Annotated in this window: 23 protein-coding genes; all 23 read left to right on the plus strand. The window is 48.5% G+C overall.

The features are described 5' to 3' along the window. Positions 1-361: 361 nt before the first annotated feature. Positions 362-2,215 carry a DUF4127 family protein gene (locus G3352_RS10540; RefSeq protein WP_163756281.1) on the plus strand — a complete coding sequence of 618 codons (1,854 nt, stop codon included), beginning with the start codon at positions 362-364 and terminating at the stop codon, positions 2,213-2,215. 341 nt (positions 2,216-2,556) lie between these two features. Then, entirely contained in the window at positions 2,557-3,456 is a 900-nt protein-coding gene (locus G3352_RS10545) for a hypothetical protein (RefSeq protein WP_205524810.1), read from the plus strand. A gap of 178 nt (positions 3,457-3,634) precedes the next feature. Then, positions 3,635-3,835 carry a YqzN/YkzM domain-containing protein gene (locus G3352_RS10550; protein ID WP_163756285.1) on the plus strand — a complete coding sequence of 67 codons (201 nt, stop codon included), beginning with the start codon at positions 3,635-3,637 and terminating at the stop codon, positions 3,833-3,835. Next, positions 3,835-5,298: a phage tail sheath family protein gene (locus G3352_RS10555; protein WP_163756287.1), complete on the plus strand. Its 1,464-nt coding sequence runs from the start codon at positions 3,835-3,837 to the stop codon at positions 5,296-5,298. The genes G3352_RS10550 and G3352_RS10555 overlap by 1 nt, the downstream gene beginning before the upstream one ends. Positions 5,299-5,579: 281 nt before the next feature. Beyond that, positions 5,580-5,987, plus strand: coding sequence for a phage tail tube protein (locus G3352_RS10560; protein WP_163756289.1), 408 nt, complete (start codon positions 5,580-5,582; stop codon positions 5,985-5,987). 184 nt (positions 5,988-6,171) lie between these two features. Next, positions 6,172-6,606, plus strand: coding sequence for a phage tail assembly chaperone (locus tag G3352_RS10565; protein WP_053783415.1), 435 nt, complete (start codon positions 6,172-6,174; stop codon positions 6,604-6,606). Positions 6,607-6,789: 183 nt separating this feature from the next. Continuing rightward, positions 6,790-8,589: a hypothetical protein gene (locus G3352_RS10570; RefSeq protein ID WP_163756291.1), complete on the plus strand. Its 1,800-nt coding sequence runs from the start codon at positions 6,790-6,792 to the stop codon at positions 8,587-8,589. A gap of 54 nt (positions 8,590-8,643) precedes the next feature. Continuing rightward, positions 8,644-9,273 (plus strand): LysM peptidoglycan-binding domain-containing protein, encoded by a 630-nt coding sequence (locus G3352_RS10575; protein ID WP_163756789.1) that lies wholly within the window; start codon positions 8,644-8,646, stop codon positions 9,271-9,273. Continuing rightward, the gene (locus G3352_RS10580) at positions 9,270-10,256 is read left to right on the plus strand and encodes an XkdQ/YqbQ family protein (RefSeq protein ID WP_163756293.1); all 987 of its coding nucleotides are present in this window, start codon (positions 9,270-9,272) and stop codon (positions 10,254-10,256) included. Before G3352_RS10575 ends, G3352_RS10580 begins: the two co-directional genes overlap by 4 nt. After that, positions 10,249-10,659, plus strand: coding sequence for a hypothetical protein (locus tag G3352_RS10585; RefSeq protein WP_163756295.1), 411 nt, complete (start codon positions 10,249-10,251; stop codon positions 10,657-10,659). Before G3352_RS10580 ends, G3352_RS10585 begins: the two co-directional genes overlap by 8 nt. Beyond that, positions 10,652-11,107: a DUF2634 domain-containing protein gene (locus tag G3352_RS10590; protein ID WP_163756297.1), complete on the plus strand. Its 456-nt coding sequence runs from the start codon at positions 10,652-10,654 to the stop codon at positions 11,105-11,107. Before G3352_RS10585 ends, G3352_RS10590 begins: the two co-directional genes overlap by 8 nt. A gap of 4 nt (positions 11,108-11,111) precedes the next feature. Further along, positions 11,112-12,251 (plus strand): baseplate J/gp47 family protein, encoded by a 1,140-nt coding sequence (locus G3352_RS10595; protein WP_163756299.1) that lies wholly within the window; start codon positions 11,112-11,114, stop codon positions 12,249-12,251. A gap of 13 nt (positions 12,252-12,264) precedes the next feature. Beyond that, positions 12,265-12,837, plus strand: coding sequence for a YmfQ family protein (locus G3352_RS10600; protein ID WP_205524811.1), 573 nt, complete (start codon positions 12,265-12,267; stop codon positions 12,835-12,837). Further along, positions 12,837-13,868, plus strand: a complete 1,032-nt coding sequence (locus G3352_RS10605; RefSeq protein ID WP_163756303.1) for a tail fiber protein — start codon at positions 12,837-12,839, stop codon at positions 13,866-13,868. Before G3352_RS10600 ends, G3352_RS10605 begins: the two co-directional genes overlap by 1 nt. A gap of 11 nt (positions 13,869-13,879) precedes the next feature. After that, the gene (locus tag G3352_RS10610; protein WP_163756305.1) at positions 13,880-14,164 is read left to right on the plus strand and encodes a hypothetical protein; all 285 of its coding nucleotides are present in this window, start codon (positions 13,880-13,882) and stop codon (positions 14,162-14,164) included. Between the two features lie 47 nt (positions 14,165-14,211). Beyond that, a complete protein-coding gene (locus tag G3352_RS31425; protein ID WP_275898420.1) occupies positions 14,212-14,343 on the plus strand; it encodes a hypothetical protein in 132 nt (43 codons plus the stop codon). Positions 14,344-14,419: 76 nt separating this feature from the next. Next, on the plus strand, positions 14,420-14,917 hold the full coding sequence (locus G3352_RS10615; RefSeq protein ID WP_163756307.1) for a phage holin family protein: 498 nt from the start codon (positions 14,420-14,422) through the stop codon (positions 14,915-14,917). Positions 14,918-14,935: 18 nt separating this feature from the next. Beyond that, positions 14,936-15,169, plus strand: coding sequence for a hypothetical protein (locus tag G3352_RS10620; protein ID WP_205524812.1), 234 nt, complete (start codon positions 14,936-14,938; stop codon positions 15,167-15,169). Positions 15,170-15,395: 226 nt separating this feature from the next. After that, positions 15,396-16,334 (plus strand): glycoside hydrolase family 25 protein, encoded by a 939-nt coding sequence (locus G3352_RS10625; RefSeq protein ID WP_163756312.1) that lies wholly within the window; start codon positions 15,396-15,398, stop codon positions 16,332-16,334. An 807-nt stretch (positions 16,335-17,141) separates the two neighbouring features. Next, on the plus strand, positions 17,142-18,794 hold the full coding sequence (locus G3352_RS10630) for an ABC transporter substrate-binding protein (RefSeq protein WP_076291570.1): 1,653 nt from the start codon (positions 17,142-17,144) through the stop codon (positions 18,792-18,794). Between the two features lie 154 nt (positions 18,795-18,948). Then, the gene (locus G3352_RS10635) at positions 18,949-19,953 is read left to right on the plus strand and encodes an ABC transporter permease (protein WP_079695210.1); all 1,005 of its coding nucleotides are present in this window, start codon (positions 18,949-18,951) and stop codon (positions 19,951-19,953) included. A gap of 253 nt (positions 19,954-20,206) precedes the next feature. Continuing rightward, positions 20,207-21,106, plus strand: coding sequence for a nickel transporter permease (gene nikC / locus G3352_RS10640; RefSeq protein WP_163756314.1), 900 nt, complete (start codon positions 20,207-20,209; stop codon positions 21,104-21,106). A gap of 883 nt (positions 21,107-21,989) precedes the next feature. Beyond that, positions 21,990-23,870 (plus strand): molecular chaperone HtpG, encoded by a 1,881-nt coding sequence (gene htpG, locus G3352_RS10645; RefSeq protein WP_063564526.1) that lies wholly within the window; start codon positions 21,990-21,992, stop codon positions 23,868-23,870. Positions 23,871-23,960 lie beyond the last annotated feature (90 nt).

Below are 23,960 nucleotides of genomic sequence, written 5' to 3' on the forward strand. Positions count from 1 at the left end.
AGACATATCCCGATAAGCACATACGCTAATGTACAGACCGGCCAGGGGCTGGTTTTTTTATGCGGTGATTGCACACTTGCTCTGATCGGGTACTAAAGGGAGACTGAATATATCATTATAAGTTGAATTTAATTTTTACACCAAAACGGAGAGTGCAGAACCAATCTGAAGAAGCGAAGTTAAAAGCTTTCTGCAAGAAAGCTACTTCGTAAGCATACTCTCGCCTTTAGCACCGGATTTTACCCTTGAACTAAGGGATCAAGAAAATCTGGGGATAAGAGCGATCGGAAGATGGTACTGCAATCGCAGTGACAAGGTGTAACATCTCTAGTTCAACTTATCTAACAGGAGGTTTTCGGATATGAAAACAGTATTGTATGTTCCACTGGATGATCGTCCAGCGAATCTGGATGACGTCGTTGTACAAGGAAAAGCAGCCGGTATCCATATCATTACACCGCACCTGGGTGACATTCAAAATCGTCTGGATTCTGAGAAAACGGTAGAAGGCACCACATTGCTTGGAACGTCTACGCCTACGTACGGTAAACCGTCCAACATTCATGATTTCATTTTGAAAAATGCCGCCAAAGTGGATGGATTCATCATCTCTTCGGATATGCTGGCTTATGGTGGTTTGATTGGCAGTCGTCAGCTTCGTGAAGATGGAGGTGGCACATATCCTGATTACGATCAGGACACCACCCGTTTGCTCGATGTGATTAAAGCCATTAAAGGGAAATATCCACGCAAACCGGTGTTTGTAATGGATACCATTATGCGACTCGCCACCACCTCATTTGCAGATGGTCTCGCATTGGATGCCTACAACGAGTCACGTGCACTGATGCAGCAGCCACGCCAGTCCTTTACGGCATTCGAGGATATTGTGAACGGGTACAACCTATCTCCAGAGTCTACGGAATATGGGGACACGACGTATTTTAATAAAGAACAGTACTACAACACCAGACAACATAAATTTAAAACCAATCTGTACATTCTGGATAAGCTTGCTCGAAAAGGATATATTGACTTCCTCGCCGTAGGCGTCGACGATGCGAATACGCAAGGTGTTCAGATTAATGAGATCAATTATGTGGAAGCACGAATCAATGAATGGCTCGCTGGGACGGATGGACAAAATCCCGATCGGGCGATTATCCTTCCAGATGCGGATGGCCTGGGTCACGCTCTGGTGGCACGTATGGCTAACCAACTGCTTCGTGGTGGGAAGAAGACGCGTTATGCAGTGAAATATTTTGGCCCTCATGGTTCCACGATTATCAATGCCTACGAATATATGAATTTGCACGAGAATGTGGTGCGTCATGTGGATATTGTTGGTGGTGTGGTTGTAGCGGATTCCGCTTATCCAGGGCCCGATGTGGTAACGGATACAAATTCCGATGAGGAAAATGGAAATCAATTGATGAATGCTACATCTGTCGATGAAGCTTCTTCGTTTGATATGGCGTCTGAGCTGGATCGCATGACGAACCGGCATCCAGGCAAACCGGGTAAAAAACCGGTGGACATTGAGATTATTGCCATTACTGCCTTGGATCAGGTGCAGGCGGCTGTGGCGCAATTGACGAGCAATAGTGAAGAGGGTCTGCCTTCGGTGTTGGTTGATTTTGTAGGAAAAGGTCCGGCCAACGTCGATGTAGCCGAAGCACTCTTGAACAGTCCGTATACGGGCCGGGTCCTGGGTTACAGTGCATGGAATACGCCGGGGAACAAAATCGGTATGGCTGTGGGTATGGGACAATCCCGTTATGCTCTGATTACAACAGAAACACATGCCCACGCGTTGCGAGATGCGATGAATGCACAGGGGGCATTGTTGTTCAAACGTTTCCTGAAAGATTACTACTATAAAGCAGTAGCGATTGCAGATATCCGCACGTATTCCAGAGCGCATGCGCTGTATACCAATGTGGCAACCCTTGCGGATCAGAATATGGTGTTGTTTAACTCAGAAGAAGATTATGCTCATTTGCAGACATTACTCAGGGATCTGATGCAGACCCACACCACGGCACTGGCGAACAAAACAGCCTTTGCTCAAGGCAACGTAGCGATAAAGCAAATTTGTAATGGCGAAGCAGCTTATGCGGAGTATTGCAGTGCACTGCTGGAATATGCGAACCCCGATTTCATCTGGGGACGTGCGTTTGAGATCACGTTGAATCCGAAGGTTACGCTGAAATAGGGTGTTAATGGCATGAGCCACGCTGAGCCGTCTTTTTTCCACCCCAGATGCACACTTAATTGCACCTAAGTCGTACGAATCACCATCCGCACTAGGGATGAAAGGGTGTAAGATTGTATTATCGGATCAATAGCAAAGGACACACACCGAAAGCACATACGCTAATGTACAGATCGGCCACAAGGGGCCGGTCTTTTTGTTGCGGTGAATGGTGTCCAGCTTTGGTGCCGGTAGATACGCAGAGGCTGAGTTAAAGGGGGAATTCGCTGCTGCAACATTGTTGCTGCACAATGCGGGCAGATCTCAAACTTGCAGCTGAAGGGGGCGAAATGAATGTGTCTATGAGTAGTGGGTTAAACAACACCGCCAGCACAGGGCAAGTGAGCAACGTCATCAGGCGAACGCTGAAGCAGAAGCTGGAGGCTCTTGTCCCGGCATGGAATGGCCGAGTACAGGATATTCCTGCACCGGGAGAAGTGTTAGCTGGACCCTGTGCCGTGATTGCTTTTGCAGAAGAAGTACCGAAATCTGCTTGGGCGGGGTATAGGAGGATCATCAAAATCTCTCCTTATGCACGCTCCGAAGATGGAGGTGCTGAACAAGTAGAAGTATGGTCAGCAGCGCTGATGGAAGGACTGCATCAGGTCAGGCTGGAGGATGAAGAAGGCGGGGCATTTACCTGTATTTATCTGGGTTCTTCGGATTGTGATCGTGTGGATGCCAGTTCTGGACTGGTTACGCGCAGCCTGCGGTTTGGGGTGTATGTTCCAGTAATGCTGGAATACACTCAGGCTGAAACCACAGATTCGTGGATGGCTGTACTTCAGCGCTGGACACGAACTCAGCTCGGACAGGAATGGTCCGTATATGGGGATGTGTGGCCTGGAGGTTATAAGGCCAAGTCCATACTGTGGCGATTGACGGGATGCAGCACAACCACCGCAGGGACTTCTGCCCTGGAGATTCGTAAGCAATGGATTGGGCATGTACTGGCTGCGAATGTGGGAGATGTCCGTCAAACGGTCACACATCTGGTTGAACAACTGGCTGTGCAGACCCGTATTGCTTTGACGGATACAGACGGTACGCGATATGTGACGGTGGATGAAGTTTCTGCCGACTTGCAGGCAGACGCTTATTTGAACGGGCAGATTCGTCTGACGTTGCAGCAGCGTATTCGCCGTCCGGGTACGGATGTGCCATTGATCCGTGAGATTCACCATAGCAAAGGGATAGAGTAAGCGCTAGTCGAGAGGAACTCTAGATGGGGTTCCAGATGAGAGATTCAATATCATAGTTTTAGCTTCAAATTTATAGGTTCATAGGGTCGTAGGTTCATAAGGACAAAAATTCATAGGTCAAAATTATAGTGCAAAGATCAGGTTCAACGAATTCAGTAGTCAAAGAGGTGAGATGGCCATGGCAAGCGCAGTAAAAAAAAGCAAACAGACTGCCCCGCAATATACGCGGGCCGAGATGATGAACCATGCCGAAGCCCTCTTTGCCGTTAAGGCAGAGGTGCTGTATGGTGCGCTGTACGAAGCAGCGCAAGAAACGTTTTCCATTGAGGAAGCGAAGGAACGCATCAACCAATTTATGAAAGCGAAGGTGAAGGGATAATGGCAGGCGGAACTTGGGAGCAAACGAATCGTCCGGTACTTCCGGGCTTATATATGAATTTTCAGGCGGCAGCGTCTTCGGCCATTCAGGCTGGTAATCGCGGAACGGTTGTTGTGCCAATCAAGGCAAACTGGGGTCCGGTAGGTACTTTTGTTGAAGTCGGCAGTGAAGCTGCAATTGAGCGTATTTTCTCGGCGCATGCCCTGGATAATGGAACAGCTTATACATCCTTGAAGCTCGCCCTGCTAGGAGGACCGAAAAAGCTGCTCGCTTATCGGGTAGCCGGAGAAACGGCGAAAGCAGCCACACTTACGCTGAAAGACAGCAGTGATGCAGCCGTTCTGCAACTGGACGCCAAGTATCCGGGTGACCGAGGTAACGGGTTCTACGTCACCATTCAACCGGGTGTAATTGATAATACAAAGCATGAAGTGCGCTTGTTTGAAGGCAACCGGATGCTGTATGCACTGCTGACTGCAGATATTTCGGCAGCGTCGCTGGCGAAAGAGATCAACGCGGATGAAAGCAACATTTGGATTAACGCGCAGGCGATTGGCGATGGTACAGGTGTCGTTGCAACCGTTGCGGGAGCGGCGTTCAAAGGTGGTGCAAGTGGCAACGATGGATTGACCAATGCGGAGTATATTGCCGTGCAGGGCGCGCTGGAAGGTGAGCAATTTGATGTTTTGGCACTGGATCATGCGGCGGATGCACCTTTGCTGGCGAGCTTTGCAGCATGGGTAAAACGTGTCCGCAGTGAGGGTAAACCTGTGATGGCTGTATTCGGCGGTTCTACGGCAGACGACACCTCTGCTACCGCAGCACAGAAGGCGGCGGCACGTTCACTCACGTTGAATCATGAGGGTGTAATCAATGTTGGTACGGGTGTGCGTCTGGGAGATGCGTTCTACAGCTCGGCGGAAACGTCTGCTTATGTCGCGGGTCTGATTGCTGGACAACGTCTGAATGAATCCACAACATACGCTCCTTCTCCGTTCGATGACGTGACTCGTCGCTGGACTCGTGCAGAACAGGAGCAGGCGGTACAGAATGGCGTATTTATTTTCTTCCATGATGGACGTCAGGTGAAGGCGCTTCGCGGAGTGAATACACTCGTAACCCCTGCCGCAGGACAGAATAATGCCTGGAAAAAAATCCGTTCCATTCGTGTTATGGATGCGATTAATACGGATTTGCAGCGCTCTGCTGAAGATACGTATATCGGTAAAGTGAACAATACGGAAGAGGGTCGTCAGGCGCTAATCGGTGCGATGAAAGCCTATCTGGCACTGCTCGCACAGAGCAATGTCATTGAAGCTGAGGGATACGATGTCGTTCTCGATCCGGCGTATTATGGTGCTGCACCCATTCTCAAGCCAGAGGCAGATCAGGTATTCCTGCAATGGAATGTGAAGCTGACGGATGTGATGGAGCAGCTGTTTGGAACGTTTTACGTGCAATAAGGTTTGTGTAGGAGAGAAGATCGGTTATTAGATTGATTAAAATTATTTGAGCTGGTGTTTTACACGATAACGGAGAGGGCAGAAAAAATCTGGAGAAACAAAGTGCTCGCTTAAAGCTTTCTACAGGAAAGCTGCATCGGAAGCATATGCTTATCCCCGGATTTTCCCTTTTGAAAAGAGGATCAATAAAATCTGAGGATAACAGCGATCGGAAGATTGTTCTGCCCGCGGAGTTATACCGTGTAACAATGATCAGCCAACCATTCCAAGGAGGAATTGTTATGTTGGATGCGTCAAGAGTAATTCTCGGTACCCATGGTCAACTGCATATCGATGGTGTGTGGCAGACGAATATTAATAAGCTGGAGGCCAGCGTTGAAATTGAGAAGCGTGAGCTGAATCTGGTCGGCAACGATTGGAAAGTACACAAGAATGGTGCGAAAAAAGGAACAGGTACGATGACGGGTTACAAAGTCACTTCGGACATGATCCAGCGCGGCTTCACCAAGTTTCAGATCATCTCGAAGCTGAACGATCCTGAATCCTATGGACATGAGAGTGTCTTGTTGAAAGGTTGCATGGTGGACAAAATCCAGCTCGCTAACTGGACAGCGGGTGAGGAAGTTCCAGAGGAAACGAGTTTTACATTTGAAGGATTTGAATTGTTGAATCCAATTGTAGCGAACTAAGGATGGGAATGACTTCGAACTTCGGAAAGACCTCGTAACGAAGCTTGTCTAGTAAGGCGTACAGGCAACGAGACTTAACAAGAAAGGGACAAACATGCAGGCTGGGAGAAACTCGGTCTATTTGTTGTCCCCTTTTGTTGAGATATATTAACCCAATTGTGAAATGAGAAGGAGATCGCACCCCATGAGTATGAACGAGAATATGTCTGAAGAACAAATTTTGGATCAGTTGTTTGAAGCAGCAGAACGTTTGCCGGAAGAGAATGTACGCATTCAACGTTTGGATCTGTTGTTAACCTTGCGTGGATTGACATCCTCCAAAGTGGATCAGATTCGCGAACGCTGTACCATTCGCAAAACGGTCAAAGGACGCACCGAGGAAAAGGTGGATACAGAAACGTTTAACGCGCTGCTGATCTCTGAAGCAACGGTGAAAATGAATGTACGCGGACTCGAACTGTCCGGCTGGGGAGACAACCGTATTACTGGACGCATGAAGCTGTCCGGTGGGGAACAAGCGGTTCGCCGCATGTTACTCGCGGGTGAGCTGGATGCCGTTGGCGACAAGGTACTTGAGCTTTCCGGCTTCGGTGTGGAGATTGAAGACCTAAAAAACTGATTCACTCCGGCGGGATGACTACGTTCTTATATCACATGTGGGTCCGTCATCATCTACGGCCCGGAGAATTTTGGTCTTTGCCGCGCGGTGAACGCTCGCTGTTGATTGCTTTTTCGGAAGAGGAAATGGCAGCGATCACCTCGCAAATGAATCGATAATTAGATCGGACAGGGGGTGAGAGAAATGGCAGAAATGATTGTGGGTTTGTCCAAATCCAATACGGAGATGCGAACGACCATCCGATATCTGGATCAGATCCAGCGCTCAACGGAACGTCTGGGCAGAGTTCGCTATCAGAGTCTGATTAAAGTGAACAATGAGCTGAGGACAACCGGGCGTAGGCTGGAAAGTATATATAGTACGGCTGTTCGCTTGAGCAGGTTGCGGATCACGCCCAAGATTGGATTGGATGACCGGTTAAGCCCAGCTTTGGATCGCGCTTTGGCAAAACTGAACAGTTTCCGAAATCAGATGGTAAAGGCATCAGGAACGGTATCAGTTGAGGTGAAGCAAAAGGTTGAAGTGGCGATGGGGAAAATGAATCCGGCATCGAGCGGGCCTTCGCTGTCTCTGAACATTGGGAACAATAATAATACGGTAAAGAATGTGGCGAAGGAAGAAGATGCTAAGGGATTCTGGGGGAAAATGCAAGAAGTAGTACAGAACGTAAATGATTATCTAGATGCAGCAAATAATGCAACTGATTTGATTGGAAAGCTTAAAAATAAGTTCGGAGGATCCAAGGGAGATAAGGGCTCTGCCTCCCAATGTTGCTGCTGCTCCGGCGGAAGTTTGGTAGGAAGGCTTTCAAAAGGCGGAGCTAAAGGTGGTAAAACCAAAAGTGCAGGTGGCAGTGCTAAAACTGTAGCCACAACAGAGGGAGGAAAAAAAGGTCCTTACAAGAGTGGTTCCAAGTCCTACCAAGAACGTGCGACTGCAACTGTGAAAACGCCTGCTTCCGATCCTACGAAAAAAATCATTACCAACATGCCTCATGCAGAAGAGAAAAAGCTGAAAATGGACTTTGATCAAAAATTGAATCCGAATCGACATGGCTTTAGCGCAAATTTGCCTGGTTCGCCAATGTCCAATATGTTTTCGGGTAATGGTATGTTCGGCAAACTGAGCGGGGGACTTGCGAAGGGAGCGGGTAAACTGCTTGGACCGATTAGTATGCTCGCTGATGTAGCGAATGTTGCCACTGCTCCTCCCGAGCAGCGTGGGAGAGCTGTTGGATCCATGATCGGTGGTACTGCTGGTACCGCGATTGGTAGTGCCATTGGCAGTTTTATTTTACCTGGAATCGGCACGTATATTGGTGGAGCTTTAGGTGGATGGGCTGGCAGTTCGGCGGGAGGCTGGATCGGGGACAAAGCGAAAGATATTGGAAACTTCATGTCCAATGCCACGGAAGGTGCAGGCAAAGCGTTGTCGACTGCAGCCGATTTTGTTTCTGAAAAAACGAAGAACATTGCAAGTGGCATATCCAATTTCTTCGGCTTTGGTTCCAAAAAAGAAGAAAAAACCGTCTCGGCAACAACGGCGGTTGCTAATCCAACACCAGTACCCACTGGTCCGTCAATGCCACCTGCCTATATTCCATTTGTGCTCACAACAACTGGGCCTAGGGCTTATGCGAACAGCAATGGCGGTCAATCTACGACAGCCGCTCTCCTGGGAACAAGCGTGATGCAGTCCCAAGCGATGGCGCTCGGTAACGGATCCCAAACGAATGCCAATGGCAAATCGTCCACGATGACGGTACAAATATCCGAAGACCAGATGAGCAGTCTGTCCGGTTACCTGAAGGATTTTAAAACCGAGACGACCAATCAGATCTCCGTAAACGTACCACAAGGAGCTGTGCAGGTGACTGTCCGTGAGAACGCCATCGACTACGATGCGATCTCGCATCAAGTTGGAATGAGATTTGCAGGCGAAGTGCGCCGTGCGATGGAGAATCGCAAAACCATTATGGCCTAAGCAGAAAGGAGGCCTGTCATGACTGTATTTGAAGATAACGTGGAAGGTATCAAAATGGAATTCACCCTGATCGATGGGAAAACGAAGTTTCAATTTCCGGTGAAACCGGAAGAACTGACGATCTCCCGATCCAAGGGATACGAAACGATTAATATGCTGGAGTATGGCGAATTTGATTTTGCGCAGGGGGAGAAGGTGAAGGAGATCACCTTCTCTTCTTTTTTTCCAAAAGAATATGATGTGTCCTATTGCATGTACGAGCCTTTGCCTGATCCACGTGTAGCGATGAATATGCTGAATACGTTTCTGGTATCGAAAAAGCCGCTGCGCTTCATCATTACCAACACGGGGGTGAACGTGCCCGTGTATTTGATCTCGCACAATACGACCTTCCGAGGCGGTGAAAGCGGGGATATTTATTTTGACATTACGCTGCGAACGTGGCGGGATTCCAAAGTGGAGAAGGTTGGCGGTGCAACATCTGCAAGCAAGTCTGGTTCCCGTACTGATCTGAAAACGAGCAGCAAGACCTACACCGTCAAATCTGGCGATTCCCTGTCCAAAATAGCAAAGCTTGAGCTGGGCAGCAGTTCCAAATGGAACGAGATTTACAAGCTCAATGTGAAGACCATCGGCAGTGATCCCAACCGGATCAAGCCGGGACAAAAGCTGGTGATGCCATGACCTACAAGGTCATTGTCGACGACAAATATGACATCACCAAGCTGGTGGAGACGATTACGTTGAAGGACTCGCTCGACCAGATTGCCTATCAGGCTAACATCCGGCTGGCGGTGTCTGCGTCTTCAGGTCTGCCTGCGATATTACCGGGTATGGTGGTGCGGATCAGCGGGATTCCTTTTGGCGAAAAATCAATGGTTCACTTGCTGCACCCTGCGGTCATCTGGGAAGTGGAAAGCTCAAACAGCGGCACCAAGCGACTGTCCCTGACCGTCTACGACCGGATGATTTATCTGGAAAAATCAGAGGACGAGTTCCTGCTGCCGAAAGACCAGACTGCCACGCAGCGACTCAAAACGTACGCCAAGGAATGGAAAATTCCATACGCCGCGCTGCCGGATACCAAAACGAAGCTGAGCAAAGCGGTGTATCGGTCGCAGACGATTTTTTCGATGATGTTTGCCGATCTGAAGGAAACGGTGAAATCCGGTGGGGATATGTATCATCCGCGGATGACGCCGGGCGGATTGCAGCTGGTCAAGGTAGGCAGTAATGCGAAGGTGCACGAATTGGACCGGCTGATCGATCTGACCCAGATGCGTACGCTCGAAGGCGCGGTCACCAAAGTTAAAGTAATGGCGGCCTCGGAGTCCAGCAGCGGCAAAGAGGTTCCTTCCAAGGTGCTGGCAATTGAGCAGGAGGGTGTAGCCGAACTAGGCACGCTGCAAAAGCTGATCGAGGACGATCAGGTGAAAACAGCAACGGCCGCCAAGAAACTGGCGAAAAACCGTCTGACGGGTATTCAGGAGACCTTTACCGTATCTGCACCAGATGTGAATACGATTCGTGCCGGAGACGCGGTGCTGCTCAAAGGGCTGAAACTGATCGTCATGTCGGTTAGTCGTGATCTGTCCGCTGGACCTGGAACGATGACATTGGAGCTCGGTACGGTCGAGATGGTGAAAAGGAGGGTTTATCTTGAATAAAGAAGATCCGTACGGGCATTTTGCGGAGGTCATGCGGGGTGCGATGAGCACACAAACCCGTCAGGCTGTGAGTGGCCTTGGCGCGGTGTTGGGTACGATGACTTCATCTGGCGTGAAGCTGGATGATTTCAAGCACGAAGTGCAGGACTATCTCGTGGCCGAGTTACCGGGCACGCTTGGGTTGCCGGAGCGCGAGGCTGCTGGTTCGATTTCCGGTATACCTGACGTGGCAAACGGCGGAACGACGGGCACGGGACGGTTTCTTTTGCAAAAAGAGGAAGTGGAAGAAGCAGTGTGGTCTCTTGGTAAGGGATTAAAAGCGGGAGATCGCGTACTGGCGATGCGGGTGAATGGCGGTAACGACATTGTGGTGCTGTGTAAGGTGGTGAGTGCGCATGCCTAGTTTGTTCCCGGAAACGGGTGTGGTCTGGGGAGATGAGGAGGATCTGTCGGGGGCAGCTTCGGAAGAGGTGCGCTTTGGGCGGAGCTGGCGATTCGATTACGATGCAGGGGATTTTGTGCTGACCCCAAGTGGCAAAGTAACTGAGGCGGATGCACATGAAGCCTGGGTGCAGTGGTGCATTAAGTCCGTGAAAACGCCACGTTACAGACATGTGATCTATTCTCGAAACTATGGCTCGGAGCTGGATGAGTTGGTTGGTCAGGGGGACAGCCGGGGTGTGATGGAAAGTGAGATCGCCCGGATGGTTACGGAGACGCTGCTGGCTGATCCACGCACGGATTCGGTGGACCAATTTACGTTCGATTGGAATCGGGAGCAGTGCATGTTCTCGTGCAGGGTGGCGAGTGTGCAGGAAGAGATGTTTATTTTGGAAAGTGAGGTGATCTGACGGGATGGCTGAGATTCCGCGTTATTTGGAGGACCAGACGGAGGAACAGATTATGCAGCGCATGCTGGATCGTCTGCCCGCGGATCTGGATAAGTCGGAAGGATCTTTTCTGTGGGATGCGGAGGCTCCGGTTGCGTTTATGCTGTCTGAGGCGGCTTTGTGGGCGAAGGAATTACTGCGGCGCGGGTTTGCGAGTACTGTGGCGAGCAGCGATTCGAATTTCCGTTCGGAAGAGCTGGATCTGCGGGCGGGGGAGCATGGGCTTACGCGACGGGCTGCGGTGGCGGCACAAGGTACGGTTAGATTCGTGGGTACGCCGGGCAAGGTGATTCCTGCGGGTACAGTTGTGGCTACTTTGGCGGATGAAATCTCCGGTGAAGCTTCGCTCGAGTATGAAACGGTTGGTCGTGTGGAGTTGGGAGAAGATGGTCTGGGTAGTGTTGGTGTGCGGGCGCTCGTTGCTGGAAAAGAAAGTAATGTGCCTGCGGGCACCGTGACCGTGCTGTCTACACCTGTGAGTGGCGTTACTTCCGTTACCAACGTTGAGGTGATCAAAGGCGGTGCGGATATCGAGGCAGATACGGCGCTGCTGGAACGATTTTATGCCAAGGTCCGCAACCAAGGGACAAGCGGTAACAAAGCACAGTATGTGCAGTGGGCCAGTGAGGTACCCGGTGTTGGTGCAGCGCGGGTTATTCCGTTATGGCAAGGTCCGGGCACGGTGGGATTGTATTTGCTGGATACGGACAAACGTGCGGCGGGTAGCGATCTGGTGGCAGCTGTGCAGAAATACGTGGACCCAACGCAGGATGGACAGGGTGAAGGCGTTGCACCGGCAGGCCCGGTGGTGTCGGTCATGCCGGCAGAGGAAGTGCCGATGAACATTCAGGTGAAGCTGACGCTGGCAAGTGATGCGACACTCGTCGATGTGCAGGCATTGATCGAACGCGGGGTGACTGCGTATCTGAAACAGTTGGCTTTTGCCGATCCGCTTGTGCGCTACACCCGTATTGCCGCAATCCTACTGGACATTCCGCCGATTATCGACTATTCGGAGCTGACCGTGAACGGTGTGAGCGACCAGAATATCGAGATGAAAGCGAGTCAGGTGGCGGTGCTGGGGACGGTGGATGTGCATGAGTAGTCTGCCGGGGTTTATGACTTCTAAAATCACAAGCCCGAAGGGGAAAGAGCTGTTCTCGTATCTGCCAAATTACTATGAAACTTCGCATGTCATGCAGTCAGATATGCAGACCAAAGGGACCGAGATGGATCTGCTGTATCAGGCGCTGGATGAGACATTGGATCAGTTTTTTGTCCGTACGGCAACGTGGGGACTGGAGTTCTGGGAGCAGGAGCTCGGCATTGAGACGGACCGTCTCAAACCCGTGGACCAGCGACGTGCCGTGGTCGAGTCGAAGCTGCGCGGTGCCGGGAAATTTTCAGGCAGGCTGGTTGCAAATGTGGCTGAGGCGTATGCCGGAGGGAAGGTGGATGTCACGTTTCAGCCGGAGGAATGGAGCTTTACGGTGAGCTTTGTGGATACGATGGGCATTCCGCCCAATATCGATGATCTCAAACGAGCAATTGATGAATTAAAACCGGCCCATATGGCCGTGGAATATGAGTATCGCTATCTGGTGTGGGACGACTTGGACAGTAAACAGATGACCTGGGATGAACTGGACGCCGCGTCCCTGACGTGGAATGAACTGGAGGTGTGGGCATAATGCCAAAAGAAACGAATCGACTGAAATTACCTCTGCCCTTGGGGAATGAGAATGTATCCCGGGAGAGTATTAATGGAATTTTTGAAAAGATTGATGCAGGTGTTGCGACGCAGGCGGATTTGGATACGCTTCGTGAAGCGGTAAGCAAGATGGATATTCCTGATGCTTCATTGACGCAGAAAGGGAAGGTGCAGTTGTCGAGTGCACTAGATAGCAGTGCGGAAAATATGGCTGCTACTCCCAAGGCAGTAAAGGCTGCAATCAGTGAAGCTCTATCGGCAAAGCTGCTTGGAGTTGAGCAAAAGAATAATGTGGTTGCCGCTCTCAACTCCATAGGTGTAACGGCATCCACATCAGAGACATGGGCGCAACTCATTCCCAAAATGGCCGGAGTGATCCGCGCTACAGGCAATGCCATGGCGGCGCAAGTGTTGTCTGGATTAACATTTAGTAACGCTTCAGCGAATGGATTGACTGGAACAATGGCGAACCGGGGTGCGGGTGGGTCCGTTACACCTGGGACAGCGAACCAAACGAAGGCTGCCGGGTATTACAGCAGCGCCATCACCGTCCTGGGTGACACAAACCTGGTGCCAGAAAACATAAAGCAAGGTGTAACGATTTTCGGGAAGGTCGGTACAGTCGCCCCAGGAATTGCACCGGGAGACACACCACTATTCAGCTTCACAGGTACGAATATGATTAAGTGGCCAGCAACCGATGTATGGACAACATTTTACAGATTGACCTTTGCCCATGCTGGTAAATACCGGATATCCTATACACTTCAAACTGCTGGTGGGGTATCGTCCGTTAGGTACAGAAGCAATCTCTATTCTGGTGGTGTTCCGATTTCGACCGAAAGAGTAACTAGTTCGGACCAGTCGGCTATTATATATACCGCTGACTTGGATGTGGTGGCTGGTCAGGTGATTGATTTCATGGGTCAAAACAATTTCGGAAGTATGGCAATGACCATGAAAGATATCTATGTCAGATCAGCAATTGCATTCAGTGGTCAAGCACTATAGGAGGTTAGGACATGTTTAAACACCAGTATGTAGATCAAGAAGAACGCCAGCGTATTCTAGATAAGTATAAAGATAAATTTCTGATTGAAGATCAGGTTTTACTTGATGGGAACTTCTTGATATTTTCAGATACTAAACCATCTCCGCCTGTTGTGTATGTGAATATACCTAAAGAAGAGTTTGAAACACTGAAGCAAGAAAGCACACTCCTTAAAGCTCAAAGCAGTGCCTTGTCTGAACGCGCGGATTTTGTAGAGGATGTAATCGCTGAAATGGCAACCAAGGTATACACATGATCCGGCGTTTAATCACATGGTTATTCCTGAAAGGAGGTGACACAGACATGATGGCTATGTTCTTCGCGCAGCGTGTAACCTTGGGTAAAACCGAGTACAAAGCGGTACCCACTACACTGAAACCAGACGTTAAAGAGATCCTTACAGATAGCGGACTTGAATTTTTGATTACTGAGTAACCAGCGTACCCAAGTGGTGCGCTATTTTTATGCCCTCTGGAGCAGCTGGTATTTAAAAACCAAAGGAGGTGAAACCATGGAACGATGGGACACCCTATGGAAATGGCTACTTGCCCTCCTAACCAGCTCAGCAACATACTTCTTCGGAGGCTGGTCAGGAGTGCTCGGTGTACTTCTCGTATTCGTCATCCTCGACTATCTAACTGGCATCGCAGCCGCGGGGATGGGCGGCAAACTGGAGAGTAATGTTGGCATGTTCGGCATCGCCCGAAAGGTATTTATTTTTGCAATGGTATCGGTGGCTCATCTGGTGGACGGTGTTCTGGGAGACGGACATTTGTTCAGGGATGCGGTCGCCTTTTTTTATATCGCGAATGAGTTGTTATCCATTATTGAAAATGGGGGCAAGCTGGGCGCACCAATTCCGCCTGCGATCCGGCAGGCTATTGAAGTACTCAAGGGTAAGGGAGGAGACGGGGGTATTCCGGGTAACTATACTCCTGATTCCAGAGAATCTTTTGTACAGTCAGATCATGAGGACGCTGATCAACAGACCAGAGATGAAACGAAGTAAGACTTAGCATTCATTCAAATGTGCCCAGTAGCAAGAGAGAGAGCAATATCGAATCGATTGTCCGATCCATTAGCTACAAGTAGTGAAGGAGACGGAATCGATTCTGAAGAAGCGGTAGCGGTCGCCTTTGTCTCCGAATTTCTAACCTTTAAGAAAATGAATCAAGGAAATTTGGAGACAACAGCGATCGGAAGAACGATCCGTATCTGGAACGGTCACGTACCGACTCGGTATTTTTCCTTAGTGAGTTGATGGAAACCCAATAGACTATCAATAGAAGTTAAATAGCACCGACATAGAATACGAAGCAGATTGACCAAGTAACACCCAATCTTACCAAAATAGCAAAACCCACATAACCCATAGCGATCCGAATGTAGCTTTAACCAAAGATCAGGACACGCACACAAGCAACCCCTGACCCCCAAGCATTAACTATATACAAACGGCAATTTGCCGCATAAAGGGTGTGAGAAACATGCAAACGAGAAGCTCGGGCAACACGCAGGGCATTGACGTCTCCCGGTATCAGGGCACGATCGATTGGGCCAAAGTGAAGGCAAGCGGTATGACTTTTGTGTTCATCAAGGCCACTGAAGGGCAGACGTATACCGATCCGAATTTTCAGAAAAATGTAAGCGGCGCATTGGCGGCTGGCATGCTGGTAGGGACGTACCACTTTTTCCGCGCAACGACTACCGAGGGTGCCAAGGCAGAAGCGGCACAATACGCCAGTACACTTAACAAAGTTGGAGGCGCCAAGGCGCTGCAATTACCTCCTGTCATGGACTACGAGAACAATCCGGGTAACCTGAGCAAAGCTCAGATCAACACGGTAGCCAAGGCTTTTTTAACGGAATTGCAACGTCTCACGGGTGTGAAACCGATCATATACACGGGCAATTCATTTGCTGGCAATTTTGAACCTTCGATGAGCTCATATGATCTATGGATTGCGCGTTACAGCAACACGCGTGTACCGGATGACCAGCCTGCCTGGAAACGTTGGATATTCTGGCAGTATACGGACTCGGGCAAGGTGAACGGGATCAGCGGCAACGTGGATATGAACGAGTTCCAAGGATCGGCAGCGGAATTGAAAGCAAGATATGCAACAGCAACACCAAAACCGCCAGAGCCATCCGAACCGACCAATCCTACGAATCCAACCGAACCACCGAAAGGGGGCGAACCTATGACAGCCGAAGAGAAAGCAGCGTTTGATGCGCTCAAATCCCAGGTCGATAAACTGCAGGCGCGCCAGCAGATGGAAGTTCCAGTCTGGGCAAAAGCTGCCGTTGACGCAGCACTGGCATATGACACCCAAAATCCATTGTTCAGCATCGATAGTGGGGCGAGTTATGATTTTTACCGTTTTATCACGGTCATGTACCGCAGAGGTTTATTCAAAAAATAAGCTGATCTAACTTATAATATACGTTGGACCCGGTTTTAAAAGAGGGAACACAACAAGGGACACACGACGCTTTTTGTCGAATAGTGTTCCTTTTTTGTGTTTTATGTAAATGATATTAACATATATAATAAAGTTGAAGACTTATGTCCGTAAATCTCTTGTCTAATTGATGAATGTGATGTAAAGTAAGTTACACGAAATCGATTTTCACCACTGTTTATTTACACAATCCTCCTCATCATGACAAGACTTTAACATGAAAAGTTATTGTAATGTCTCCCTGTTGTAAAATCCAACATCTCTAGATCAATTTCACAAACAATCCAATCCAACCTGCTTGAGAACCACTAAAATGTACTGTTTACCAACTTTCTGTTCCAGCTAATTACCATCATTAGACGTTGCCAATTACACTTTAGTCATGACGTTAACTCCAAGTCAAACCTTAAGCCAAACTCCATACCAAACAATACCACCGTTCTCTCTAAATCAGCCTTTTAAGCCGCCACCAAGTTGGTACCATTCTGCTGTTGCTTATTGACCTAAGTTCAATTATTACGCAACGACCATAGGCATTTTCAACTCGTCATATCATCCGAAAAAACTAACAAAATGTGTACGGTTACATCCGTTTTACATTTCATATATACTCCTCAAAATTATCTAAACCTCCATCACAGGTATCAAAGGCTTCTAAAGCCTTTCATATGATATAAGGCACCAAACCGATCGATTGTAATCATTGGAGTTTTTTCACGCCAGTATCACACACATTATGAGACAGGGAAGGGTGTTGTACGTATGCGAATGAGAAAAAAGTGGTTATCCGGAGTCATGGCAATGGCCATGAGCACAGTGTTGATTCTGTCAGGTTGCTCCAGCGCTAGTAACGAGGGTACAGGCAATTCCCCCGCTCCGGCAGAAGGTAGCGAGCCTCCGGCAGAAGTGGCAGCACAGGATACGATGATTATGGGACGCGGCGGAGATTCCGTGGCGCTGGACCCGGCAATCGTTACAGATGGGGAGTCGCTGAAGATTGGACATCAGGTATTCGACTCATTGCTGGACTACAAAGAAGGTGGAACCGAGGTTGTTCCGGGACTGGCTGAGAGCTGGGAGATTTCGGCGGATGGACTCAAGTATGACTTCAAGCTGAAGTCCGGCGTGAAATTCCACGATGGTACTGACTTCAACGCAGAGGCTGTAGTGTTCAACTTCAACCGATGGAGCGATCCGGCCAGTGAATATAAATTCGAGGGAGATTCCTTCGACTATTATGACTCTATGTTTGGTCCGGAAGACGGACGTGTGATCAAGGAAGTAAAGGCGATTGACGAGACAACGGTCGAGTTCACCCTAAACCAGCCTCAAGCGCCTTTCCTGCAAAACATTGCGATGACGCCATTTGGCATTGCAAGTCCAACTGCAATTCAGGAGAAAAAGGAGAATTTCAAGAGCGAGCCAGTAGGCACAGGCCCGTTTGTATTCAAAGAGTGGAAGCGGAACGACTCCATCACCTTGGAGAAAAATCCAAATTATTGGAAAGAGGGACTTCCGAAGCTGAACAAAGTGATTGTGCGCTCCATTCCAGATAACACGGCTCGCTTCAATGCGCTGCAAAACGGCGAGATTGATATTATGGAGGATCTAAATCCGGATGATCTGTCCATCCTTGAAGGAAATAGCGAGTTGCAAAAAATCGAGCGTCCACCATTTAACGTTTCATACATTGGCTTCAACTTTAAGAAAAAACCGTTTGATAACGTGAAAGTAAGACAAGCGCTCAACCACGCGGTGAACAAACAGGGCATTATTGATGCTTTCTTTGCCGGACAAGCGCAGCCAGCGGTAAACCCGATGCCGCCAACGCTTTGGGGGTATAACGATAGTATTGAGGACTATGCTTACGATCTGGAAAAAGCAAAAGCATTACTTGCCGAAGCCGGCTATCCTGATGGATTGCCTGACCCGGTAACATTCTATGCAATGCCGGTATCCAGGCCGTATATGCCTGACGGCAAGAAGGTTGCCGAAGCGATCCAGGCCGATTTTGAGAAAATCGGAGTGACCGTCAACATTGAATCACCAGAGTGGGCAACGTATCTGGATGATGCCAAAGCCGGGGAGAAAGACGATATTTACATGCTTGGCTGGACCGGTGATAACGGTGACCCGGATAACTTCCTGTACACGCTGCTCGATAAGGATGCAATCCCGGGCAACAACCGCAGCTTCTACGTAAACGAAGAATTGCATACGTTGCTGACGAGTGCGCAGAAAGAAACGGATCAGGACAAACGTGCGGAACTGTACAAGCAAGCGCAGGTGATTATTAAGGAAGATGCTCCATGGATTCCACTTGTGCACACCACTCCTATTTTGGCTGGTAAAGCGAACCTGAAAGATTTCGTGCCGTCCCCATTGGGTACGGAATCCTATGCCAATGCCTACTTTGAATAACTTATACACGAGCTGAATTTAGTATTATCAGGATCCATTAGTTCAAAGCGCTGGCGTACACGTAATGCTTGGCAGAACCCACATCAGGATGTAACGATCTAAAGCATGCATGTCTGCCAGCGCTTTTTATACGTTAAAGGCAGGTGAATGAGGAGTGAACAGTTACATCGTCAAACGTGTACTCGTGTTACTGCCCGTGCTGCTGGGCATGACCCTGATCGTCTTTTCCATTATCCACGCCATTCCGGGTGATCCGGCCGAGACCATACTCGGGCAAAAGGCAACCGAACAATCCAAGCAAGCTTTGCGTGACCAGCTCGGACTGGACAAACCATGGTTTCAACAATATTTCGCTTATCTGGGTGACCTGTTTAAGGGAGATCTGGGCACATCCATCCGCACCAAGGTTCCCATTGCCCAGGAAATTGTGCCCTATTTGACAGCGACCCTCGAATTAACAATGGCGAGTATGCTGTTTGCGATCATCATTGGCGTGAATGCTGGGATTGTCAGTGCGTGGAAACATAACTCGTGGTTCGATTACTGCTGTATGGTCATTGCATTGGTGGGCGTATCGATGCCGATCTTCTGGCTTGGTCTCATGGAGCAGTGGCTGTTTGCGAATAAACTGCACTGGCTGCCATCCATCGGCAGGATGAATGCGCGTGATCCCATTGAAGCCATTACGGGCTTGTATGTGCTGGATACGATGATTGCCGGACGTTGGGATCAGTTGTGGACGGTTACGAAACATTTGCTGCTGCCAAGTATCGCTCTCGGAACAATTCCAATGGCCGTTATTGCCCGGATGACGCGTTCCAGCATGCTCGAAGTGATGAGTTCGGATTATATCAGAACGGCAAAGGCGAAGGGACTCGGCCCGTTTTTTGTCATATATGGGCATGCGTTGAAAAATGCGTTTATTCCCGTGCTCACCGTCATCGGCATACAGACCGGATCTTTGCTGGGTGGAGCCGTACTGACCGAAACGATCTTTGCGTGGCCCGGTGTAGGTCGCTATATATATGAAGCAATTAGTTCGCGGGACTATCCGGTGATCCAGAGCGGCATTCTGATCGTGGCATTTTTCTTCGTAGTGATCAACCTGATTGTGGACTTGCTGTACGCCGTATTCGATCCGCGTATTAGTTATAAATAGGAAATTCATCATTTGGGTTGATGAATGGAACTTAATATAAGATCTTTAAAAAATTACACGACACGAAGAGTGCAGAAGCAATCTGTAGAAGCGAAGCGTTCGCATTTATCACCGGATTTTCACCTTTAAATAGGTGGATCAATAAAATCTGGGGATAACAGCGATCGGAAGATGATACTGCAATCGTAGTGCTTGAGTGTAATAGAACTCGTTGATCTTGTATTTCATTCATATCCAAGAAGGGAGACGCCGCATGGCCAAATTATCGACCAATACTGGAGCATCCGTTGACGCCGCGTCGGCACCTACATCAGGTCCATGGCGTGAAGCCTGGAGAACGTTTCGGAAAAATCGGCTTGCGCTGGCAGGCTTGATTATTATCGTTTTTTTCATCCTGCTGGCCTTTGCTGCCCCGTATATTGCACCGTATGATTACAAAGAGCAGGTACTCGCAGATCGTCTGCAAGCCCCTTCGGCAGAGCATTGGTTTGGTACCGACGATCTCGGGCGTGACGTATTCTCCAGAGTGCTGCACGGAGCGCGAATTTCATTGTGGGTTGGTTTCTTTTCTGTTATCGGCTCTATTATTGCAGGCGCGTTGCTTGGTCTGATTGCTGGATATTATGGGAAGTGGGCAGACATGCTCATCTCACGTTTGTTTGACATCTTGCTTGCTTTTCCCGCTATCCTGCTGGCAATCGCCATTGTGGCGATTCTCGGTCCGTCTTTGCAAAATGCACTACTCGCAATTGCAATCGTGAACATCCCGACCTACGGACGACTGGTGCGTTCAAGGGTACTTAGCTTGAGACAGGAGGAATTCATTACGTCAGCGCGTACGCTGGGGGCTGGCAATATGCGAATTCTATTCCGGCACATCTTGCCCAATAGTCTCACCCCGCTCATCGTACAAGGCACACTGGGGATTGGAACAGCAATTATTGAAGCAGCTGCACTTGGATTTCTCGGCATGGGGGCCCAACCACCTGACCCGGAATGGGGCAAAATGCTGTCCGATTCCCGCCAGTTTCTGCAAAAAGCGCCGTGGACGCTTATTTTCCCCGGACTTTCCATCATGTTCACCGTGCTTGGTTTCAACTTGTTGGGCGACGGCCTGCGCGACACCCTTGATCCAAAGATGGCCAAAAAGTAGAGGTTTGCATAAAGGGACTAATTAACGTCTGTAAGATTCCTTAGCGTGGATTTTCCATTATCACCCACCACCTACCCAAGCTAGTCAACCAGTGCGCCTGTTGCTACACAGCAAGGTTGATCACCCTTCGAAATACATTAAATGGGAATGATGTGATACTAGCTACTCTTCCACCATACTTATTACAATCTGTCTCCAAGCCGGTTCGAACTTTGGTTCGGGGCGGCTTTTGTGTTGCATGATGTATTGAGCTAAAATGGGTAGAGATGTGCAAAACTAGAAGTGTTATTCGATGATTTTGTTGAAATAACCCCTTTCGTATTGACACCCAATTTTCCCATATGTTATATAAAAGGAAAGGGTTTAGCACTCCGATCATCAGAGTGCTAATAAATGATATTTACTACACGACTACATATGGAATGATTGTGTTTTTGAATATGGATTAAGTTAACCTTGAATAGGACATGAGAGTGGAATGAGCTAGAAAAGGCCTCGCACGCGAAAGAATGATCACTAGATTTTCAATTGATAAAAATCTCAATGTTTAAAATCAGTTCCTGATTAGACGCAAAAGTAGTGGAGGGGACGAAATCGATTTGGAGGAAGCGAAGCGTTCGCCTTTATCGCCTAATTTTACCCTTTCTAAGGGGGATCAAGAAAATTAGGAGATAACAGCGATCCGAAAAACGATTCGTAACCGGAACGGCTACATTGCAGAACGTCATGCACTTATTTTAAATGAACGATAGAGTGAATCAAAATAATCTCGGGATCAAAGCGATTGAAGTCTTTTCTAGTATCTTCATGGGTATTCAAAGGGTTTACTTTCTATATTCAACCAAATCATTCTATATCCAAATTTGGAAGGAGACACCCATTCATGGCTAAAAAAGAATTCCAGGCTGAATCCAAACGCTTGCTAGATATGATGATCAACTCCATTTACACCCAAAGAGAAATCTTTCTGAGAGAACTGATCTCCAACTCCAGTGACGCCATTGACAAAATATATTACAAAGCACTGACGGACGACACGCTCGTCTTCAACAAAGAGGACTACTACATCAAGCTCACCATCGACAAAGAGAACCGTACGCTTACGCTCACTGATACAGGAATCGGGATGACCCAGGAAGAGCTGGAGAACAATCTGGGGGTTATCGCGAAGAGCGGCTCACTGGCGTTCAAGAAAGAGAATGAAGCCAAAGACGGCCACAACATCATCGGACAATTCGGGGTTGGTTTCTACTCCGCATTTATGGTGGCGGACAAGCTGACGGTAACGAGTAAAACGCTGGGCAGCGATGAAGCATGGAAATGGGAATCCGAAGGCGCGGATGGGTACACGATCTCTCCAGCTGAGAAAGATTCCGTGGGTACGGAAATCGTCCTGACGATCAAACAAAATACCGAAGAAGATTCGTATGACGAATTTTTGGAAGAGTATCGCCTGAGATCCATCATCAAGAAATACTCTGACTTCATTCGCTACCCGATCAAGATGGATGTGACAGGTCAGCGTGCAAAAGAGGGTACAGAGAACGAATTCGAAGAGTACAAAGAAGAGCAAACCGTGAACAGCATGGTGCCGATCTGGCGTAAAAATAAAAGCGAACTGACCGAAGAAGACTACAACAACTTCTATATGGAAAAACGCTACGGTTTTGACAAACCGCTCAAACATTTGCACATCAGCGCGGATGGCGCAGTGGTATACAATGCAATCCTGTTTATCCCGGAGAACACACCATTTGATTATTATACCAAAGAGTATGAAAAAGGCTTGGAACTGTACTCTAACGGTGTATTGATCATGGACAAATGCGGTGATTTGCTGCCAGATTACTTCGGATTTGTAAAAGGGATGGTGGATTCGGAAGATCTGTCCCTGAATATTTCCCGTGAAATGCTGCAACACGACCGTCAGCTCAGTCTGATCGCGAAGAACATCAAGAATAAGATCAAGAGCCAACTGCAAAGCCTGCTCAAGGACGAGCGTGAGAATTACGAGAAATTCTATCAAGCGTTTGGCCGTCAGCTGAAGTATGGTGTATACAGCGACTATGGCGTGAACAAGGACACTCTGCAGGATCTGCTTTTGTTCTCTTCTTCCAAGGAGAAAAAGCTGGTTAGCCTGGACGAGTACGTTTCCAGAATGCCTGAAGATCAGAAGTACATCTACTACGCATCGGGTGAATCCATTGAACGGATTGAGAAGCTGCCACAGATCGAGGGTGTACTCGACAAAGGTTATGAAGTCTTGTACTTCACCGACGACATCGATGAGTTTGCAATTAAGATGATCACGAACTACAAAGAGAAAGAGTTCAAATCCATCTCCAGCGGTGACCTGGGTATCGAGGACAGTGCAGACAAAGAAGAAACAGACGCACAGGACAACGACAACAAAGAGTTGTTCGAAGCGATGCAAGCGCAGCTCGGTGGCAAAGTAAAAGCTGTTAAAGCTTCCAAACGCCTGAGAAGCCACCCAGTATGTTTGTCCACTGAAGGTGAACTGACGATTGAGATGGAGAAAATCCTGAAAGCTATGCCGAACAGCGAAAATGTACAGGCAGATAAAGTGCTGGAGATCAACGTAAATCACGATGTCTTCAAATCTCTGAAAGACGCATTCGCACAAGATAAAGAAAAACTAAGCCTTTATACAAGCTTGCTGTATCATCAAGCATTGCTGATCGAAGGACTGCCAATTCAAGACCCGGTAGAGTTTACCAACGATATCTGCAAGGTTATGGTCTAAAATCCGCAATACTGCAGTGATATAACGGTGTAACAATGAAGCAGGGTTAAAACATTTTACGCAACGTAAGGGTTCAAGGTACGGTTCATT

The sequence above is a fragment of the Paenibacillus sp. ALJ109b genome, from assembly GCF_010747435.1.
Lineage (GTDB): Bacteria > Bacillota > Bacilli > Paenibacillales > Paenibacillaceae > Paenibacillus > Paenibacillus taichungensis.

Bases quoted from the DNA above. Each gene is read 5' to 3' on its own strand.
- G3352_RS10540 (WP_163756281.1), top strand. From the start codon at position 362: ATGAAAACAGTATTGTATGTTCCACTGGATGATCGTCCAGCGAATCTG.
- G3352_RS10545 (WP_205524810.1), top strand. From the start codon at position 2,557: ATGAGTAGTGGGTTAAACAACACCGCCAGCACAGGGCAAGTGAGCAAC.
- G3352_RS10550 (WP_163756285.1), top strand. From the start codon at position 3,635: ATGGCAAGCGCAGTAAAAAAAAGCAAACAGACTGCCCCGCAATATACG.
- G3352_RS10555 (WP_163756287.1), top strand. From the start codon at position 3,835: ATGGCAGGCGGAACTTGGGAGCAAACGAATCGTCCGGTACTTCCGGGC.
- G3352_RS10560 (WP_163756289.1), top strand. From the start codon at position 5,580: ATGTTGGATGCGTCAAGAGTAATTCTCGGTACCCATGGTCAACTGCAT.
- G3352_RS10565 (WP_053783415.1), top strand. From the start codon at position 6,172: ATGAGTATGAACGAGAATATGTCTGAAGAACAAATTTTGGATCAGTTG.
- G3352_RS10570 (WP_163756291.1), top strand. From the start codon at position 6,790: ATGGCAGAAATGATTGTGGGTTTGTCCAAATCCAATACGGAGATGCGA.
- G3352_RS10575 (WP_163756789.1), top strand. From the start codon at position 8,644: ATGGAATTCACCCTGATCGATGGGAAAACGAAGTTTCAATTTCCGGTG.
- G3352_RS10580 (WP_163756293.1), top strand. From the start codon at position 9,270: ATGACCTACAAGGTCATTGTCGACGACAAATATGACATCACCAAGCTG.
- G3352_RS10590 (WP_163756297.1), top strand. From the start codon at position 10,652: ATGCCTAGTTTGTTCCCGGAAACGGGTGTGGTCTGGGGAGATGAGGAG.
- G3352_RS10595 (WP_163756299.1), top strand. From the start codon at position 11,112: ATGGCTGAGATTCCGCGTTATTTGGAGGACCAGACGGAGGAACAGATT.
- G3352_RS10600 (WP_205524811.1), top strand. From the start codon at position 12,265: ATGACTTCTAAAATCACAAGCCCGAAGGGGAAAGAGCTGTTCTCGTAT.
- G3352_RS10605 (WP_163756303.1), top strand. From the start codon at position 12,837: ATGCCAAAAGAAACGAATCGACTGAAATTACCTCTGCCCTTGGGGAAT.
- G3352_RS10610 (WP_163756305.1), top strand. From the start codon at position 13,880: ATGTTTAAACACCAGTATGTAGATCAAGAAGAACGCCAGCGTATTCTA.
- G3352_RS31425 (WP_275898420.1), top strand. From the start codon at position 14,212: ATGATGGCTATGTTCTTCGCGCAGCGTGTAACCTTGGGTAAAACCGAG.
- G3352_RS10615 (WP_163756307.1), top strand. From the start codon at position 14,420: ATGGAACGATGGGACACCCTATGGAAATGGCTACTTGCCCTCCTAACC.
- G3352_RS10620 (WP_205524812.1), top strand. From the start codon at position 14,936: ATGTGCCCAGTAGCAAGAGAGAGAGCAATATCGAATCGATTGTCCGAT.
- G3352_RS10625 (WP_163756312.1), top strand. From the start codon at position 15,396: ATGCAAACGAGAAGCTCGGGCAACACGCAGGGCATTGACGTCTCCCGG.
- G3352_RS10630 (WP_076291570.1), top strand. From the start codon at position 17,142: ATGAGAAAAAAGTGGTTATCCGGAGTCATGGCAATGGCCATGAGCACA.
- nikC (WP_163756314.1), top strand. From the start codon at position 20,207: ATGGCCAAATTATCGACCAATACTGGAGCATCCGTTGACGCCGCGTCG.
- htpG (WP_063564526.1), top strand. From the start codon at position 21,990: ATGGCTAAAAAAGAATTCCAGGCTGAATCCAAACGCTTGCTAGATATG.